A 17,829-nucleotide genomic window follows, 5' to 3' on the forward strand; every position below is an offset into this window, starting at 1 on the left:
AGCAACCGGGTGTAAAATTAACAACTTTTAACCTTTTGAACCGTTATTGCCTTGCGGCAATGTAACCTGAATGGCTATCTTTAGTTGCCTGTAATTTAAACAACCATGACAAAAACGTTCTGTTTATTAGCATTAGCTGTTTTATTTTGCAGCTATACACATGCACAAATGACTATAAAAACACTTCCATACCCTAAAACAAAAAAAGTTGATGTTGTTGATACCTATTTTGGCACACAGGTGCCCGATCCATACCGCTGGCTGGAGAATGACCATGCCGATGATACCAAAGCCTGGGTACAGGAAGAAAATAAGGTAACGTTCAACTATCTCGATCAGATCCCTTACCGCGCCGACATTCATAAGCGCCTGGAGTTTTTATGGAACTACGAAAAGTACAGCGCCCCTGTTAAGGAAGGTAAATACATTTACTTTTATAAAAACGACGGCTTACAAAGTCAGAATGTGCTATATCGCCAATTAGGCGATAACGGCGCCCCCGAAGTTTTTCTCGACCCAAATAAATTCTCTGCCGATGGTACTACCTCTTTACAAGGCATCGAGTTTAGCAAAAACGGTGAGCTGGCAGCCTACCAGATCTCTGAGGGAGGCTCGGACTGGCGCAAGGTTATCATTATTAACACCGAAGATAAAAGCGTTGTGGGTGATACCCTGAAAGATGTAAAATTCAGCGGACTGGCATGGCATGGTACCGATGGCTTTTATTACAGCAGCTATGATAAGCCGACAGAAGGCAGCCAGCTTTCGGGTATGACACAATTTCATAAACTTTATTACCATAAGCTGGGCACACCTCAAAGTACCGATAAGCTGATCTTCGGCGGTGATAAAACCCCTCGCCGTTACATAGGCGCTTACCTTACCGAGGATGAACGCTTTTTGGTGATCACAGCCGCCACTTCAACAACCGGCAACGAGCTTTATATCCGGGACCTGAGTAAACCCGGCAGCCAGATCATTAACGTTGTGAACAATTTTGATAACCAGCACAGCGTTTTGGATAATGTGGGGAGCAAGCTTTATATCCTCACCAATATCTACTCGCCCAATTTTAAAATAGTTACTGTTGATGCCGGCGAACCGGGTATCACCCATTGGAAAAACCTTATCCCCGAAACTAAAAACGTGTTAAGCGCCACTACCGGCGGAGGCAAAATTTTTGCCGAATACCTGCAGGGTGCCACCTCGCTGATCCAGCAATATAATATGGATGGCAAACTTGAACGTACTATCCAGTTGCCATCAATAGGCTCCGCATCGGGTTTCGGCACAAAAAAGAAGACAAGGTTACCTATTACACTTTTACAAATTATATATACCCGCCTACTATTTTTAAGCTGGATATTGAAACCGGTACCTCCGCTGTCTATAAAAAATCGGGGGCAAAGTTTGATCCTGAACAGTATGAATCAAAACAGGTGTTTTATACCTCGAAGGATAAAACAAAGATCCCAATGATCATCACCTATAAAAAAGGGACGGTACTTAACGGGCAAAACCCAACCTTGCTGTATGCTTACGGTGGTTTTGGCGTTAGCTTAACCCCTGCTTTCAGTACATCAAACATCATATTGCTTGAGCATGGAGGTATTTATGCTGTGCCTAACCTGCGGGGCGGCGGCGAGTACGGCGAAACCTGGCACCGCAAAGGCATCAAGCTAAAAAAACAAAATGTGTTTGATGATTTTATTGCCGCGGCCGAATACCTTATCAAAAACAAATATACCTCCAAAGATTATCTTGCCGTTTCGGGCGGCTCAAACGGGGGCCTGCTGATTGGGGCAATGCTAACCCAGCGCCCCGATTTGTTCAAAGTAGCTTTCCCTGCTGTTGGTGTGCTGGATATGCTGAGGTATAATAAATTTACTGCCGGGGCCGGCTGGAGCTATGATTATGGTACCGCCGAAGATTCGGAACAAATGTTTAAATATCTTTATAACTACTCACCATACCATGCCCTTAAACCGGGCGTTTACCCTGCTACCATGGTTACTACCGCCGATCATGACGACCGTGTAGTACCCGCCCATTCCTTTAAATTTGCGGCACGCCTGCAGGAATACCAACAGGGAACAGCACCAACACTCATCCGCATTGAAACCAATGCCGGCCACGGAGCAGGACAAAGTACAGCCCAGCTCATCAATGGCCAGGTTGATAAATGGGCTTTCATGTTCTGGAATATGGGGATAAAGTGGTAACGATTTTTTAATTTCAATACTCAATTTATAAATGAAAAAATACCTGTTAGCTATTGTTCTGTTATTCGTTGCCTCGGCAATAACATTCGCGCAGCATAAAAAACCAAATTTAAACATCGTATTCATAGGCAACAGCATAACCCAGGGTGTGCAGCTGGCCAATCCGGCAACTGAAGCGCCGCCAGCCACGGCAGTGGCTTATCTGCAAAAACAAAAGAACCTGGGCACAGTAAGCTTCAGTAACCAGGGCCATAGTGGCTACACTACGCTCGATTTTTTGCCAGGCACAGGTACTTTTGCGAGAGTTGAAGAAGCTGCTAACGCCTTTACCAATAAGGATGCTTTACTGATATTTTCGATAAAACTGGGTACAAATGACAGTGCCATACAAGGGCCGCATGGCGCGCCTGTATCACCCGGAGATTATCAAAAAAATTTAAAGACCATAGCTGATAAACTTTTAGCCGATTTTCCAAAAGCGGTTATCATTTTCCAGCACCCGTTATGGTATAGCCCTAACACCTATAATGGCTCCAAATATTTACAGGAAGGCCTGAGCAGGTTGCAGAGTTATGTGCCGATGATAGATGAGCTTATAAAAGCATATGCAGTTACAAATCCCAAACAGGTTTTTGTGGGCGATACCAAAGCGTTCGCCTACTTCGAAAAAAATCATTTAACTGACCTCATCCCGGAGAATGGAAAACAAGGTACTTTTTATCTTCACCCCAATAAAAAGGGGGCCGAGGCTTTAGGGCAGTTTTGGGGTATGGCTATCAATAAAATAATAAAGCGTTATTTCTAAATAAACAGGCGATGGGTTACATAGCACATATCAAGATCCGGATTTTTACGGTATCGATATGTTTATTCATTTGCTCGTGCAAACCATCTGTAAAACAGCCTGCCCAAACTGGTAGCAGCCATGCGGCTGTGCCCAAATTTAAAACCATTGCTTATACTGATACCGCTTTTAAAGTAATCCATGTTTTTGTTGCCCTTTGCGATAATAAATATCAGGGAATAGTACCTGTGCCGCCCGCAATTGGAAATGGTCAGGATCCCGAAACCAATTTATATTGGGGCAGCGATAACGGTGTGCGCACCTATTTTAAAAAAGTAAAGACTGGCAATTGCTTAAAAAACAAAAAAGAGGCCCAATAATATTGGAAAGGCTCATCTTTCGGCATCGCACAAAAAAGGTTTATTTAGTAGCCGATGCCTGGGATGGCCAGGCTATTGAAAAAACTACCGAAGATTTTTTATTTAGTTGCGCGGGCCAATTAAAGGATACCATACATTATAACAGACGGGTTATAGGCATTAATGGCAATGCGCAATTGCTGGCTTATATTGGTCATGATGGGCTGATGGACTTCAAACTACCCAACGAATTTAAAAATGCAGATAGCAAAACCCGGGATTGCATCATTTTGGCCTGTATCAGCAAAAAATACTTTGGCGATTTTATTAGTACTGCCAAAGCTAATCCCCTGCTTTTAACAACCGGGCTCATGTGCCCCGAGGCCTACACTCTCCATGATGCAATAACAGGCTATATCAATAACGAATCGCAATCAAGCATTCGGAAGCGGGCAGTTGCGGCTTATGTAAAATATCAAAAATGCAGTATCAGGGCGGCTGAAAACTTATTGGTTAACAATCAAGCGTCGGTAACTCATTAAATTGTTTGTTAATCGCATTCCATCACCTCAAAATCACTACATAGCCCGAAATAACAATGTTATTCATCTTTGTATTTACTATATAGTAGTAAGTACCGGACGGTAGCGGTTTTCCCTGGTAAGTGCCATCCCAGGGTTTAGGATAGCCTACAGAATGAAATAAAAGTTGCCCGTAGCGGTTGTAAACATCAACGGTAGAATTTTCATATGCTACTAAGCCTTTAATTTCCCAAAAGTCATTTACCCCATCACCGTTTGGTGTAAAGGTGTTACTAACGTTTATTACCGGCGAAACCTTAACCGCAACAGTGCTCTTGTTAACGCAGCCGTTTGACTTATCGGTGATTTTCAGTTGATAAATGATATCCTGATCACCTGTTACTACCGGGTTTTTAGCTGTAGGGTTATCCAGACCGGTGGCCGGTGTCCATTCATAGGTTACGTTTTCGCTGCCTACTACCGGGTTTAAAGTAATGGTATGCCCTTTTAATACATATCTTGTATCGCCGGCTGCATCTGCCTGTACTGTTGGCGGTGGAACAAAATTGATGGTGATATCATCAGTAGGCGTATGACAATTATCAGCCTGGGTTGCGGTAAGTATCAATTTAACCGAGCCTTTGGCAATATCAATCGGGTCGGGTTGAAAGGTTGGAGCGTATACATCATCCGAAGGAATAAATTTACCTAAGCCCGATGCTGAAGTCCATTTAACCGTAGTGCCCGAAAGCGGCTGGCCGCTTAACGCTACCATAGGGTTTTGGTTACAAACATTATCAATGCTTGGCGGCCCGGCATCGGCACCAGGATCCGGCGCAAACTTAAATATCACATCTTTGGATACGGCTGAACACCCATCAGGACTTGTTGATGTAAGGGTTAAAGTAACGGAACCGGCATTCTTATCTGCAGTTGATGGAAAATATTGTCCTTTCAGTTCATCCTGTTTAGAGAAAGTACCGCTGCCATTAGTACTCCAAATGCCGGTTTTATATACGCTAATCACATCGCCGGCAAGTTGTATAAATGGATCATTAACACATACATTATGCGAGGGGCCGGCATCAACAATTGGAAGCGGGTTAACTTTAACGTCTATTGGATCACTTGGCTCGCCCGGGCAGTTATTAATTATCAAATACAAATTATAAGGACCCGCGTTAGCAGCTGTGGCGTTTGGAATGGTTGTGCTTGGGCTTTGAGTTTCCAGTCTGAAATTATTGGGACCGGTCCACAAATATTTTGCACCAGCTATAGGCTGGGTTTGCAGTATAATATCATTGCCTTCGCAAACGGGGCTGTTGCTGTGCCCATCTATTTTTAATGTCTGGGGCCTTACAGTTACTGTATATTTAACTGGAGTGCCCGGACAGCCAAATGCTACAGGCGTTATGGTATAAGAAACCTGGATAGGGTTTGTTGTGGTATTAACCAGGGCTTCATTAATAGGGTTAGCAGTTTGATCGGTAACAGCAGCATTGCTGATGCCGGTGACAGCCGGCCTGCTCCATAAAAACGTAGCCGTAGATATATTGGATGTTAAAGTAAGCCCAAGTGGGGTGTTGTTACACATAACAGACGACAGCGGCGGCGGATTGGTAATTAACGCTCCCGGGTTAACCGTTACCTTAAGCGGATACGGAACTCCCGCACAGTCGCCCGTTTTAAAATTAAACATATAGGTAACTTCAACGGGCGCATTGGTAGTATTATAAAGCACCTCTTTTATGGTAGGTGACGCCTGGCCCGCTACAGCGGCATTACTGATACCCGGAACGGCCTCCCTGCCCCATGTAAAGCTTGTTGCCGGGGTGTTAAATTTAACCTCATAATTGGTGCTTGTACCATTACAAACCGGGCCTGGCGAAGCGCTTGTAACAACAGGGGTGGCATTTACCTTTACTGTGTATGTAAACACAGGCCCGGGGCAACCGTTTAAATATGGTGTTATTTTATATACCACGTCAATAGCCGCACCGTTTGCATCGTTATTTAACAGTGTTTCGGTAATTGTGCTTGATGTTTGCCCCGTTACCGCTGGGTTACTGATACCGGCAACAGCAGGGCGGTCCCATGAAAAAGTGGCGTCGGGCTGGTCGGCGGTGATCGCGTAATTTAGCGCGGTACCGCTGCATATCGGATCGCCTGTGGCGCTGCTTATTACCTGCGGGGCGGGCGTAACCGTTACCTCAACTTTAGTGCGCTCACTGATACATTCGTTAACCTTAGTTTCTACGTAATAGGTCCTGTTGATAGTTAACGGAGCTGTAGGAAAAGGGTTTCCCTGGTGTACAGGAGTTCCTCCGACGGGCACATTGTACCAGGTATAAGTACCCGTTGAGCCGCTTGCGGTGAGTATAGCAGATTGGCCTTCACAAACCGTCGCTGTGTTATTGGTGCCAACCGTAGGTGCTGCCGGAGGGGGTATAGCCTTAACCAAAACAGGGGTACGCGCACTGGTAATACCGCCCACCGTTGTCGCAACATAATAAGTAATATCGTTTAGTATTGGCGGGGTAGTAAATATCGGGCCAACCTTAAGAGGTGTTCCACCGGTAACATCGCTATACCAGCGGTATGTTCCGCCCGGCGCTGTGGCTACGAGGGTGGTTGTACTGCCTGTACAAACAGATTTACCAGGGGCCGTTGGCGCGGCAGGCACCGGGTTTATAGTTATGGTAACACTACTTGACTTTAATAGGCAAGGTCCCGCAGGATCATTAGATGTTAAAGTTAGTGTTGCAACTTTTTCTCCTGCGGCAGGGGTGTAAACAGCGTCCTTCTTTGTATCATCGGAGAATGTCCCCGCGCCATCTGTTTTCCATTTTACTGATGTAGCCCCCCTCCAAAACTGCCGGCCAATTGTACAGGATCGCCCTGCTTCACGGTTTGATCCGGACCTGCATCAATGATAACCCTATTGTAAATGGTTATAGTGTTGGTAGCAATACTTTGCGGACAGCCGCTGCTTGCGGCTATGGTATTGGTTATGGTGTACGGCCCCCGGCGCGGCTTCTCACCAGGTCAATCTCGCCGGTGCCGGGATTCTTAAATACGATATTACCGGTTGGTTCGCTGAAAACGCCGGCACTTGCCCCCGGCTGGAAAACCGGCAGCGGGTTTTTTACATCGTTACAGATAGGGGTATTATATGTAAAAGTAGCATCCGGTGTTGTAACTATGGAGATGCTTTGGCTGGCCGTTCCCGCGCATGAACCTCCATAAGTAAAGGTAATGGTATATTTTCCGGGAATACTTGCCGCCACATTGATTTCGCCGGTGGTGTTACTCACAAAAACCAGCCCGGGTGATGACGAAAAAGTACCACCGGCCGGATTAAGAATAGCAGGCTTTACATTACTTCCCGATGTACATATCGTGCCCGAAGGATACCGGAACTGGGGGTCAATAATAGATGTTATTGACACCGTGAAAGCGGTACGCGGACTAACACATGTGCCATTAACGGCCTCGGCATAAAAAGTTGTTTGTGCAAACAAAGGATCGGTAGTATAAGTGTTGCCGGTATGCACCGGTGTACCGCCTGTAGCACCAGTATACCATTGAATGGTTGCGCCCGAAGCCGGAACGCTTAAGCTGGCAGGGTCTCCGGGACATACCGTTGCAGTACCGTTAACCGTTGGGGCGGTAGGCAGTGGGGTAACCTGTACGGTTACCGGGGTACGCTGGCTGCTGCAGCCATTAGCTATACTTTGTACATAATAAGAGGTATTTGCAGTTAGCTCCGGCGTAACATAGGTGTTGCCGGTTACCAACAGGTTACCGCCGGTGGCCTGGTCATACCATTCATAGTCATCGGGCGAGCCTGTTGCTGTAAGTGTGGCCGATGTACCGGCACATATTGCCGGAACCGGTTGCACAGCAGGGGCAGGGATCGGATCAAGAACAGTCACAGTAATTGCCGACCTCTCGCTGATACATGTTCCTACCGTGGTTTGAACATAATAAGTTGTGGTGGCTGTTAAAGCGGGAGTTGTAAACGTATCGCCCGAAAATATAGAGTTACCGCCGGTGGCCGCGGTAAACCATTGAAAACTTCCGCCTTGTGCCGATGTTGCCGTTAAAGAGGCTGTTGCCCCATTACAAATTACCGGCCCGTCGGGCACCACCGGTGCATCCGGGGCAGGGGTAACAGTAATTGTTATCGGGGTACGTTCGCTTGTGCAACCGCCGGTGGTATGCTCAACATAATAAGTTTTATTACTTGTTAAAGCCGGGGTTTGAAAAGTATTGCCGGTACCAACCGAACTGCCACCTGTGGCTGCTGTATACCAGTTATATGTGCCGGTAGGCGATGGATCGGCAGTTAAGGTAATACCGGTGCCATAACAGGCAGACGGTGACTGCGAAGGTGGCGCGGCCGGTATTTGCGTTACAGATACGGGCACCGCAATACGGTCGCTTGTGCAATCGCCTACCCGTGTTTGCACATAATAAGTTACCGCAGAGGTAAGCACCGGCGTTGTATAATCCGGACTTGAAATTAACGGCGTGCCTCCTGAAGGCACATCAAACCACTCAGCTACCCCCGAGGCATCAGCATGCAGCGTAATAGCCGATCCGGAACAAGTGCTGTAGCCACCGGCGGGAAGTACGGGAACTGCAGGTGGCGCATTGATTCGGGCAACTACAGGTATACCGGAGCTGGTACAACCTTTAATTACTGTAAAAAGATAATAAGTGGTATTTGCAAATAATGGGGGCGTTATATAGGTTGCATCGTTGCTCAATGGAGTTCCTGTTCCTGCGGAATTTGAATACCAGGCATAACTGTCGGCACCCGATGCTATTAACGTTGCGGGGCTACCATAACACACCGGATCTGCCTGAATGCCTGGCCGGCCTGTTACATTAACAACAACCGAACTTCGTGTACTGGTACAACTTCCTATAGTGGTTTCCACATAAAAAATGGTGCCCTGAGTAATTGGGCCTGTTACATATGGGTTACCTGTAAACAGGAAATTGCCACCGGCATCATACCACTGGTAAGTTCCTCCGGGAGCCGTTGCTGTTAATGTTGCCGAAGTATTGGGGCAAACAACCTGATTGGCTACCGTAGGCGGATTTGGAGAAGCTACAGCGGTAATCGGAATACTGGCAACTTTTGGCTGGCAGCCCGGGGTTTTATCACTAACCGTTACAGTATACGTTCCGGCTTTGTTTACATCAATAGATGGCGTATTTTCACCGGTGTTCCAGATATAGGTAAATGGGCCTGTACCACCCGATAGGTTAGCAGTTAACGTTACATTCTTTCCCGAACATATCGTATTAGCTGTTGAGGATATGGTTACATTCAATGTACAAACTTGACTATACCCTGCTAATGAACAAATAACCAACAGGAATAGTACAAGCAACGGCTTATTAATGTTCTTCATAAGTCTCTTTATACTCAATAAATGTGGCTGCAAGCGGCTCATTTTAACAACTCCCCTTATTGAGCACAGTTTTAAGATTGGCAAACAATACTGTTATGTTATACCAATCCGGCAATGATGTGCGCCTTTTTACGTAAAATACTAAAAATAGGTTTGATAAAACGTCAACAAAATGAACAATGATACCCAGGTGAAATTATTTATTTTATAGGTTAAAAAAATACCCGGTTAGGAAAACAACCAGGTATAAAAGAGGCACGATAGTGTACCTCATACAATTACGGGATCTGCCGGTAAGCGTTTCCCCCGGCAGCGATGTAATAATACTTTAAAGATCCGGATTGGCTTATAACAAAGCCACAAAATCACGCATAGCCTGTCCCGGATCCTGCTGCTTCATGAAAGTTTCGCCAATAAGAAAACCATTGAAACCTTCCAATTTAAGGTGCCTGATAGTTTCGGGATCGCTGATGGCGCTTTCCGAAATCTTCATAAACTCGGCGGGGATATGTTTAGCCAATTTGTAAGAGGTTTCAACCGACACGGTAAAATCGGCCAGGTTGCGGTTATTTACGCCAATGGCATCCAGGTTAGGGTTAATGCTACGTTCCAGTTCTTCGAGGTTATGTACCTCAAGCAATACGTTAAGGCCTATACTTTTGGCAAGTTTGGCCAGGGTATCAATTTCGGCAGGTGTAAGTATAGCGGCTATGAGCAGGATAATATCGGCGCCTAATGACTTGGCTTCTATCACCTGGTACTCATCTATCATAAAATCCTTGCGCAATACAGGGATGCTGTTTACCGAACGCGCTTTCACCAGATCGGCTTTGCGGCCCATGAAGAAGTTACGGTCAGTTAAAACTGAAAGTGCCGAAGCGCCGGCAGCGGCATAATCTGTTGTAACGGCGCTAACCCGCACCTTATCGTTAATAATACCTTTTGAAGGCGATTTACGCTTAAACTCGGCTATGATACCGGTACGTGAGGGATCGAGCAGAAATTCTTTGAATGAATAGGTTTCACGGTGAAAATGATCCGATTCTTCAAGTACGGTATATGATGTACGTTTTTTTGCCGAAGCAACCTCTTTTTTTGTTGGCAACTATTTTATCAAGTATCGTCATAGGATCGAAGCACTAATATTTATGTCATTGTGAGGCGCGAAGCAATTAGTCTTACCCAACCCCGTCCAGAGGAGAGGATTTTAAATGCTTTTTAAATCTTCCTTTCCGTAGAAGATTTAGAGGGGGCTAATTGCTCTCTTCCTTATAATGACATAGTTGTAAGCTATTGGTTAATAAGTGTATTTTTCAATCAATTTTATAACATGTGCGTTGCCTGCGGCCCGGGCTTTTCGTTGCAAGTCCTCGCTTTTCCTGCCCCCAATCCCAACCCGCGCTGTGGGCTTTTCACTGCAATCCCTAACGCGGCCACCGCGCACCGCTAAGTGTCCTGCACCCCGCGAGGGTCCTCTGCGAGAGACCCTGCGGTCTCGTCACATGCATGGCCGCAGATATCAGGGTCCTCTACGAGAGACCCTGCGGGGACGTTATATCAATTTTTCAAAGTTATCATTATTTCATAAAACTAAGCCTTAAGCCAGTTTTGCATCATTTCCTTACCATAATCGGTCAGGATCGATTCGGGGTGGAATTGTACGCCCCTTACATCGTATTGTTTATGCTTAAGCGCCATGATAGAATTATCGGCTTCATCAATAGCGGTAACCTGCAATGAATCGGGCAGGTCATTGCCGCTTACTACCCATGAGTGGTAACGCCCAACTTTAAAGCTTTCGGGCAAACCGGCAAATAGTTCTTCATCGCCATCGGTCACTTTTATCGGCGTCGCGATACCGTGCATAGGCTGGTTAAGATTGTACAGGCTCCCGCCAAATACTTCGGCAATAGCCTGCTGACCAAGGCATACCCCAAATATGCTTTTGGTGGGTGCATACTTTGCTATTACATCCAGGAGCAAACCAGCCTCTGAAGGAATGCCCGGCCCCGGCGATAGGATGATCTTATCAAAAGCTTCCACATCCTCAATGGCAAACTGATCATTTCTCCAAACCTCACATTCCAGGCCGAGCTCATTAACCAAATGCACCAGGTTATAGGTAAAGGAATCGTAATTATCTATGATCAGAATCCCCCCGCCCCCTAAAGGGGGTGCTTTCCGTGGTATTTGTATTTTCTTTCATTTTGTTTTATATATCTTCAATATTTGTCAAAATTATTATTCACTATTGTTCCCCCTTCAGGGGGTAGGGGTTATAGCTCCTCCGCCAGTTCAAAAGCCCTTCTCAAAGCCGAGATCTTGGTATCAACCTCCCTTAGCTCACTTTCGGGGATCGAACCGGCGACTATGCCGGCGCCTGCCTGGTAATGCAACGTATTGTTCTTGCTCAAAAACGAGCGGATCATGATGGCATGGTTAAAATCTCCGTTAAAACCCAGGAAACCTATAGCACCGCTGTAAAAGCTGCGTTTTATATTTTCGTTTTCATCGATGATCTCCATGGCACGGTATTTTGGAGCGCCGCTCAGCGTGCCCGCCGGGTAAGTATCAGCTACAACTTTAAAGGCCGATACGCCGGGCTTCAGTTTTCCGCTTACGTGTGATACCAAATGGATCAGGTGCGAGTAATACTGAACCTCTTTAAATGCCTTCACGGTTACATTTTCACAATGACGGCTCAGGTCGTTACGGGCCAGGTCAACCAGCATTACGTGTTCTGCCGATTCTTTTGGGTCATTTTCCAGGTTGCGGGCCAGCTCGGCATCGCGCTCATCATCACCGCTGCGTTTAAATGTTCCGGCTATCGGGAATATGTTAGCCACATTATTTTTTATGGTGATCTGCGCCTCGGGCGATGAGCCAAAGATCCTGAAATCGCCAAAATCAAAATAGAAGAGATATGGTGATGGGTTGATAGAACGCAGGGCGCGATAAACATTAAACTCATCGCCCAGGAAAGTACGGGAGAAAGCCCTTGAAGGCACTATCTGGAAAACATCGCCCCGATAAATGTGTTGCTTCATTTTCTCCACTATGGCAATGAACTCATCGCCGGTAAGGTTCGATTTTTCATCCCCATTGCTTTTAAAGCTATACTCGGGGAAGTTTTTGTTTTTGATGAGGTATTCCAGTTTTTCGATACCGCCATTGGTTGGTGCACCTTCGGGCTGATTATGAAATATGTAAAGTTCATTTTTAAAGTGGTCGATAGCGATGATGTACCTGTAAATATGGTACTGCATCACCGGGATCTGGCGTGTAACATCATCGCTTTGCTTTAGTTTAATGGTTTCATAATGTTCAACGGCCTCGTGGGTAAAGTAACCAAACAAGCCATTGGTGATCATTTTTAGCGGCAGCGAGTCGGTTTCAAAGCTACCGGTAAAATTGTTAAGCTGTTCAATCAAATCAAACGTACCAGCCTCGTGTACTTCCTGGCTACCATCGGGGTATTGTTTTTTAAGGATACCGTTATTGAGCACAATGCCGCTGAGCGGTTCGCAGCAAATGTAGCTGGTGCTGTTTTCGCGGCTGTGATAATCGGAGCTTTCCAGCAGCAGCGAGTTAGGAAATACATCGCGCAGGCGAAGGTAAATGCTCACTGGTGTAGTGGTATCGGCCAGCAGCTTTTTATAAGTTGTAGTAATTTTAAATGTGCTCATGTTTATTTTTCAAATATCTTAAAACAAAAAAACCCGGCGAATTGGGGTCGCCGGGTTTCCTATTTAGGTTCACAATTGATTAGGTTGTCTCTGATCAAAAAGCGCAAGCCGGCTGCCAATTTAATTGGTGCCACCAGCTGTTTTTATGTGTGTTTTTAATCATCGCGGTCACAAATTTATAAAGAAATTTGAATTGTCAAATTTTTTGTGAAATTATTTATTTGCTAAATCCTATTAGCTACGTAGAATTACTGTGGAATAAGCATAATACCTACCGAAATAAGTACAATCCCTATTAAATAGAAGATAGCGATGGCTTTATGCTTACCTTCGGGCAGTGCTGCTTTCTTCGATTTGCTGTGCCCGATAGTAATCAAAACAATGGCAATAAGCATAATTACCCAATGCTCAACCGTGAAATAGCGGGTAACAGGGTTTTTCATGGTATCCTTGCTAAACTGCACCATCGGACTGATAAAAAACAGGATGATGCCCAGCAAAAATTGTGTATGTACCGAGATCATGGCAAACAGGTTAAGCTTGCGGTTACCTTCGCCGTAAGGTCTTTTACCCAGCCAGCCCATAAAGGCGCGTACAAGGGCCAGCAATACCAGTACTATAACAATGTACCTGAAACCGGAATGGAATTCCTTAAAAAAGCTATAAAGTGTCATACATCAAAATTTGCCGTGAATATACGATATAAAGGTCATTGAAGTCATTAGGTCATTGTGTCATTTTTTTGCAGACATAAACTGCCGTTAATAAAAAAATGTCATTGCGAAGAGCGGCATGGGTAAAGAGCATCCGGGGCGACGTGGCAATGACATTTTTTATAATTTATCCCATAAACAAAAAAAGCGATGAGCCTAAACCCATCGCTTTTCAAAATCCGAAATCGAAAATCCGATATCCGAAATTATATCAGCAGCCTTACCGGCTCTTCTAATAATTGCTTTAATGTTTGCAGGAAGGCAGCGGCTGTAGCACCGTCAACCACGCGGTGGTCGGCGCTCAGGGTAACCTTCATGATGTTGCCAGGTACTACCGCACCATTTTTAACAACCGGAACAGCCTGAATACCGCTTACAGCAAGTATACATGCGTTTGGTGTGTTAATGATGGCCGTAAACTCGTCAACGCCAAACATACCAAGGTTTGAAATGGTGAAAGTAGAACCTTCCATTTCGTTTGGCTGCAGTTTTTTAGATTTTGCTTTGCCGGCAAACTCTTTCACTTCAACCGAAATGTGGCTTAATGATTTACCATCGGCAAATTTGATAACCGGTACCAATAAACCTTCGTCAACAGCAACGGCAACGCCAACGTGAACGTGCTCATTAGTGCGGATCTTATCACCCAGGAATGATGAGTTGATAGCAGGATGCTGCCTTAAGGCAACAGCGCAGGCTTTAACAACAAAATCATTAAATGAAATTTTAACCGGGGCGATCTCGTTCATACGGGTACGGGCCACAATAGCCTGATCCATATCAATGCTCATGGTTACATAGAAATGCGGAGCAGTAAACAAGCTTTCGCTTAGGCGGCGGCTGATAGCTTTACGCATTTGAGTAACCGGCCTTTCGCTGAATTTCTCTTCGCCTGTAAAGGTTGGCAATACGATAGGTGCCTTTGCAGCAGGAGCGGCAGACGGAGCAGCAGGCGCAGCTTCGGCAGCAGCAGCCGGTTTGGCCGACGGTGTATATTCCTCAACATCCTTTTTGATAATGCGGCCGCCTTCAGCGCTGCCTTTTACATCATTAAGGTTGATACCTTTATCTTTAGCTATTTTACGCGCCAGCGGAGATGCTTTTACGCGGCTATCATCATCAGATGAGCTTTCAGGTGCAGTAGCAGTGGCAGAAGCAGAAGCTTCAGTTTTTGCTTCGGCGCCAGGTGCGGCCTCAGCGGCAGGAGCCGAACCACCATCCTGTAATAACGGAGTGATGTCGGTACCTTCTTTACCTACTATGGCAATGATATCATTTACTTTAGCGGCTTCACCTTCTTTAACACCTATATATAACAAGGTACCGGCTTCGTAACCCACAACTTCCATGGTAGCCTTATCGGTTGCCACATCAGCCAGTGAATCATCTGCTTTTACTTTATCGCCAACTTTAAAGTTCCATTTTTCAATGGTACCTTCGGTCATGGTGTCGCTCAATAATGGCATGCGGATAACCGTAGCCGGAATGCTTGATAAACCAACCTTAGGGGCGGCTGGTGCCGGAGTAGCGGCAGGTGCTTTGTCGGCAGCTGGTGCCGCTTCCTTAGCAGGCTCTGCGGCAGCGCCACTGCCAGCCTGGTCAAGTAAAGACTTATAATCTTCACCTTCTTTACCTAAAATGGCAATTACAGAATCAACCGGGGCGGCAGCACCTTCCTGTATACCTATATACAGCAATGTACCATCCTGGTACGATTCAAAATCCATGGTAGCTTTATCAGTTTCAATCTCGGCCAGTACATCGCCCGATTTAACCTTGTCGCCAACTTTTTTATGCCATTTCGCCAATACCCCTTCGGTCATGGTATCGCTCATTTTAGGCATTTTTACTACTTCGGCCATATATTAATAGTATTATAAATTCAGTATAAATATAGTTAGTTCTTATCGTGAAGTTTAAAGTCTGAAGTTTTTAGCCTGAAGTCTTTTTTTGACCGCAAAGACTATAGGCTTTCGACTTAGTACTTTCGACTTAAAACTTAGTCCCTTATATAAGGGTAATCTTCTTGAACGTAAACATCTGTATATAATTCAGATGCATCCGGCCATGGCGATTCTTCAGCAAACTTCACAGCTTCGTCAACAATAGCTTTGATCTTAGCGTCCATTTCGTCAAACCATGCTTCATCAGCATATTTTTCGGCAAGGATAGTTTGTTTGGTAGCCTCAAGAGGGTCTTTCGCTTTATAGCTTTCCAACTCCTCTTTAGTACGATACTTTTGCGGATCGGACATGGAGTGACCTTTATAGCGGTAAGTACGCATTTCAAGGAAGGTTGGGCCTTCGCCTGCACGTGCGCGCTGAACAGCTTCGTCCATTGCTACGTGTACCGCAGCAGGGTCCATACCATCAACCGGCGATGAAGGGATTCCATAAGGCAGGCCTAATTTATAAATATCAGTCTGCGCGGTTGTACGCTCAACAGAAGTACCCATGGCATAACCATTGTTTTCGCAAACAAAAATTACAGGCAGTTTCCAAAGCGCAGCCATATTAAAGGTTTCGGTAAGCGCGCCCTGGCGTACGGCACCATCACCCATATAGGCAATGTTCACAAACTCGGTACCTTTATATTTTTCGGCAAAAGCAATCCCGGCACCCAGTGGTACCTGGCCGCCCACAATGCCGTGACCACCATAAAAATGTTTTTCTTTATCAAACATGTGCATAGAACCACCTTTGCCTTTTGAGCATCCGGTAGCTTTACCGTACATTTCGGCCATAATGGCGTTTGGAGTTACACCTTTAGCAAGTGCATGAGCATGATCGCGATATGCGGTGATCATACTGTCTTCAGGTTTAATTACAGACATGGCTCCGGCCAAAACAGCCTCCTGCCCAATATATAAGTGGCAAAAGCCCCTGATCTTTTGTTGTCCGTATAACTGTCCTGTTTTTTCTTCGAACCTGCGCATCAATAGCATCTGTTCGTACCACATCAGGTAGGTGTCCTTGTTTATTTCGATTGAACTCATGTATTAAACAACCTTTTTGGAGTAAAGCGCAAATCTAATTATATCCTGCAAAATATCGAAACCTCAAGCAAATTGTTGCAAAATTTTATTTGGTGGCCTTAAAGTGTATTTAAACACAACAAACCGGCTGTTTATTAGTTTGGCATGTCCCATTGGGTTAAAATAGAACTTAAAAAAACACACCAGGAGGCAATAAATTATCGTTTTGCGAAGTTTTAGAAGGGTTGCTTTTCGCGAAAGACTAAAAAAAGCCTTTAAATAATTACAACCAAATTACATTAATACACGTACAAAAGCCTGTTTATTAAAAGGATGTGTAATAAAAAGCACTTTTTTATATTTTTTGAAAAATAAGCTGCATTTATTTGCAATTTTAAAAAATATAAATAGTTTTGTAGAGCACGATAGACATAGTGTCTGATTTAATAAACAATTTGTTGTCCTAACTCAACAAACAAACTGATTAAATGAAGAAATTTGCCCTGGCTATTGCCTTACTTTTCAGCGTCGTAGCTTCACAAGCTCAAACCAAAAGTGCCCAAAGCACCAGTGATGATAACAAAGACGACCAGGAAAGTTTAGGTAAAGCATACTTTTCCCAAATTATGGGAGTTGCTTTATCTGCTACCTCAAACATGAAACTTTTTCACTTTGTTTACGATTGGATTGGTACCCCTTACCATTTTGGCGGAAGCTCAAGAAGAGGCATTGACTGCTCAGCCTTCACCAAAGAATTGTACAGCGAAGTTTTTAACCTTGATATTAAACGTAACTCACGCGATATTTTCAGCATGGTTAACCCTGTTGGTAAGGATGAGTTAAAAGAAGGCGATTTGGTTTTCTTTAAGATCCACAGCCGCAGCATTTCGCATGTAGGTATTTATTTAGGTAATAATAAATTTGCTCATGCCTCGTCAAGGGGTGTAGCCATCAGTAGCCTTGACGATGCTTACTACAGCCGTTTCTTTTATAAAGGCGGCAGGTTGTTAGCTTCATTTAAGGACGAGTTTAAAGGTTCGGCATCGACGGGTAGCAACGACATGGGCGACGACGTAGACGAAAGCAAGAACTAAACGATTTTGAAATAAATAAACTATTTTGGTCCCTTCATCCCGGTGAGGGG

12 protein-coding genes and 1 pseudogene are annotated in these 17,829 nt (G+C 45.0%); 5 read left to right on the plus strand and 8 right to left on the minus strand.

Going from position 1 to position 17,829, the window contains the following annotated elements:
* The first annotated feature begins 105 nt into the window (after positions 1-105).
* The 4 genes and pseudogenes from ACQ86K_RS29360 (at position 106) to ACQ86K_RS29375 (ending at position 3,907) form a co-directional block, all read left to right on the plus strand.
* Positions 106-2,222: pseudogene (locus ACQ86K_RS29360) on the plus strand (prolyl oligopeptidase family serine peptidase).
* Between the two features lie 31 nt (positions 2,223-2,253).
* Positions 2,254-3,027, plus strand: coding sequence for a GDSL-type esterase/lipase family protein (locus ACQ86K_RS29365; RefSeq protein ID WP_431199254.1), 774 nt, complete (start codon positions 2,254-2,256; stop codon positions 3,025-3,027).
* Between the two features lie 11 nt (positions 3,028-3,038).
* On the plus strand, positions 3,039-3,386 hold the full coding sequence (locus ACQ86K_RS29370; RefSeq protein ID WP_431199255.1) for a hypothetical protein: 348 nt from the start codon (positions 3,039-3,041) through the stop codon (positions 3,384-3,386).
* 2 nt (positions 3,387-3,388) lie between these two features.
* Positions 3,389-3,907 (plus strand): hypothetical protein, encoded by a 519-nt coding sequence (locus ACQ86K_RS29375; RefSeq protein ID WP_431199256.1) that lies wholly within the window; start codon positions 3,389-3,391, stop codon positions 3,905-3,907.
* A 22-nt stretch (positions 3,908-3,929) separates the two neighbouring features.
* Here ACQ86K_RS29375 and ACQ86K_RS29380 read toward each other — a convergent pair whose 3' ends face one another.
* The 8 genes from ACQ86K_RS29380 to pdhA all read right to left on the minus strand — a co-directional run bounded on the left by ACQ86K_RS29380 (position 3,930) and on the right by pdhA (position 16,706).
* Positions 3,930-6,569: a PKD-like domain-containing protein gene (locus ACQ86K_RS29380; RefSeq protein WP_431199257.1), complete on the minus strand. Its 2,640-nt coding sequence runs from the start codon at positions 6,567-6,569 to the stop codon at positions 3,930-3,932.
* A 325-nt stretch (positions 6,570-6,894) separates the two neighbouring features.
* On the minus strand, positions 6,895-9,312 hold the full coding sequence (locus ACQ86K_RS29385) for an immunoglobulin domain-containing protein (RefSeq protein WP_431199258.1): 2,418 nt from the start codon (positions 9,310-9,312) through the stop codon (positions 6,895-6,897).
* 346 nt (positions 9,313-9,658) lie between these two features.
* Complete coding sequence (gene trpC / locus ACQ86K_RS29390) at positions 9,659-10,417, minus strand: indole-3-glycerol phosphate synthase TrpC (RefSeq protein WP_431199259.1); 759 nt, start codon at positions 10,415-10,417, stop codon at positions 9,659-9,661.
* 485 nt (positions 10,418-10,902) lie between these two features.
* Positions 10,903-11,466, minus strand: a complete 564-nt coding sequence (locus tag ACQ86K_RS29395; protein WP_431200959.1) for an anthranilate synthase component II — start codon at positions 11,464-11,466, stop codon at positions 10,903-10,905.
* Positions 11,467-11,588: 122 nt separating this feature from the next.
* A complete protein-coding gene (locus ACQ86K_RS29400) occupies positions 11,589-12,998 on the minus strand; it encodes an anthranilate synthase component I family protein (protein ID WP_091167365.1) in 1,410 nt (469 codons plus the stop codon).
* Between the two features lie 248 nt (positions 12,999-13,246).
* Positions 13,247-13,672, minus strand: a complete 426-nt coding sequence (locus ACQ86K_RS29405; RefSeq protein ID WP_091167362.1) for a cytochrome B — start codon at positions 13,670-13,672, stop codon at positions 13,247-13,249.
* Between the two features lie 245 nt (positions 13,673-13,917).
* The gene (locus ACQ86K_RS29410) at positions 13,918-15,573 is read right to left on the minus strand and encodes a 2-oxo acid dehydrogenase subunit E2 (RefSeq protein WP_431199260.1); all 1,656 of its coding nucleotides are present in this window, start codon (positions 15,571-15,573) and stop codon (positions 13,918-13,920) included.
* A 137-nt stretch (positions 15,574-15,710) separates the two neighbouring features.
* The gene (gene pdhA, locus ACQ86K_RS29415; protein ID WP_090534807.1) at positions 15,711-16,706 is read right to left on the minus strand and encodes a pyruvate dehydrogenase (acetyl-transferring) E1 component subunit alpha; all 996 of its coding nucleotides are present in this window, start codon (positions 16,704-16,706) and stop codon (positions 15,711-15,713) included.
* A 467-nt stretch (positions 16,707-17,173) separates the two neighbouring features.
* Between pdhA and ACQ86K_RS29420 the strand changes: the two genes are divergently transcribed.
* Entirely contained in the window at positions 17,174-17,779 is a 606-nt protein-coding gene (locus ACQ86K_RS29420) for a C40 family peptidase (RefSeq protein WP_112658808.1), read from the plus strand.
* Positions 17,780-17,829 lie beyond the last annotated feature (50 nt).

Source organism: Mucilaginibacter sp. P19 (assembly GCF_050632265.1).
Classification (GTDB): domain Bacteria; phylum Bacteroidota; class Bacteroidia; order Sphingobacteriales; family Sphingobacteriaceae; genus Mucilaginibacter; species Mucilaginibacter gossypii.

Excerpts from the sequence above, each read along its gene's own strand:
- ACQ86K_RS29365 (WP_431199254.1), top strand. The coding sequence starts at position 2,254 with ATGAAAAAATACCTGTTAGCTATTGTTCTGTTATTCGTTGCCTCGGCA.
- ACQ86K_RS29370 (WP_431199255.1), top strand. The coding sequence starts at position 3,039 with ATGGGTTACATAGCACATATCAAGATCCGGATTTTTACGGTATCGATA.
- ACQ86K_RS29385 (WP_431199258.1), bottom strand. The coding sequence starts at position 9,312 with ATGAAGAACATTAATAAGCCGTTGCTTGTACTATTCCTGTTGGTTATT.
- ACQ86K_RS29400 (WP_091167365.1), bottom strand. The coding sequence starts at position 12,998 with ATGAGCACATTTAAAATTACTACAACTTATAAAAAGCTGCTGGCCGAT.
- ACQ86K_RS29405 (WP_091167362.1), bottom strand. The coding sequence starts at position 13,672 with ATGACACTTTATAGCTTTTTTAAGGAATTCCATTCCGGTTTCAGGTAC.
- ACQ86K_RS29410 (WP_431199260.1), bottom strand. The coding sequence starts at position 15,573 with ATGGCCGAAGTAGTAAAAATGCCTAAAATGAGCGATACCATGACCGAA.
- pdhA (WP_090534807.1), bottom strand. The coding sequence starts at position 16,706 with ATGAGTTCAATCGAAATAAACAAGGACACCTACCTGATGTGGTACGAA.
- ACQ86K_RS29420 (WP_112658808.1), top strand. The coding sequence starts at position 17,174 with ATGAAGAAATTTGCCCTGGCTATTGCCTTACTTTTCAGCGTCGTAGCT.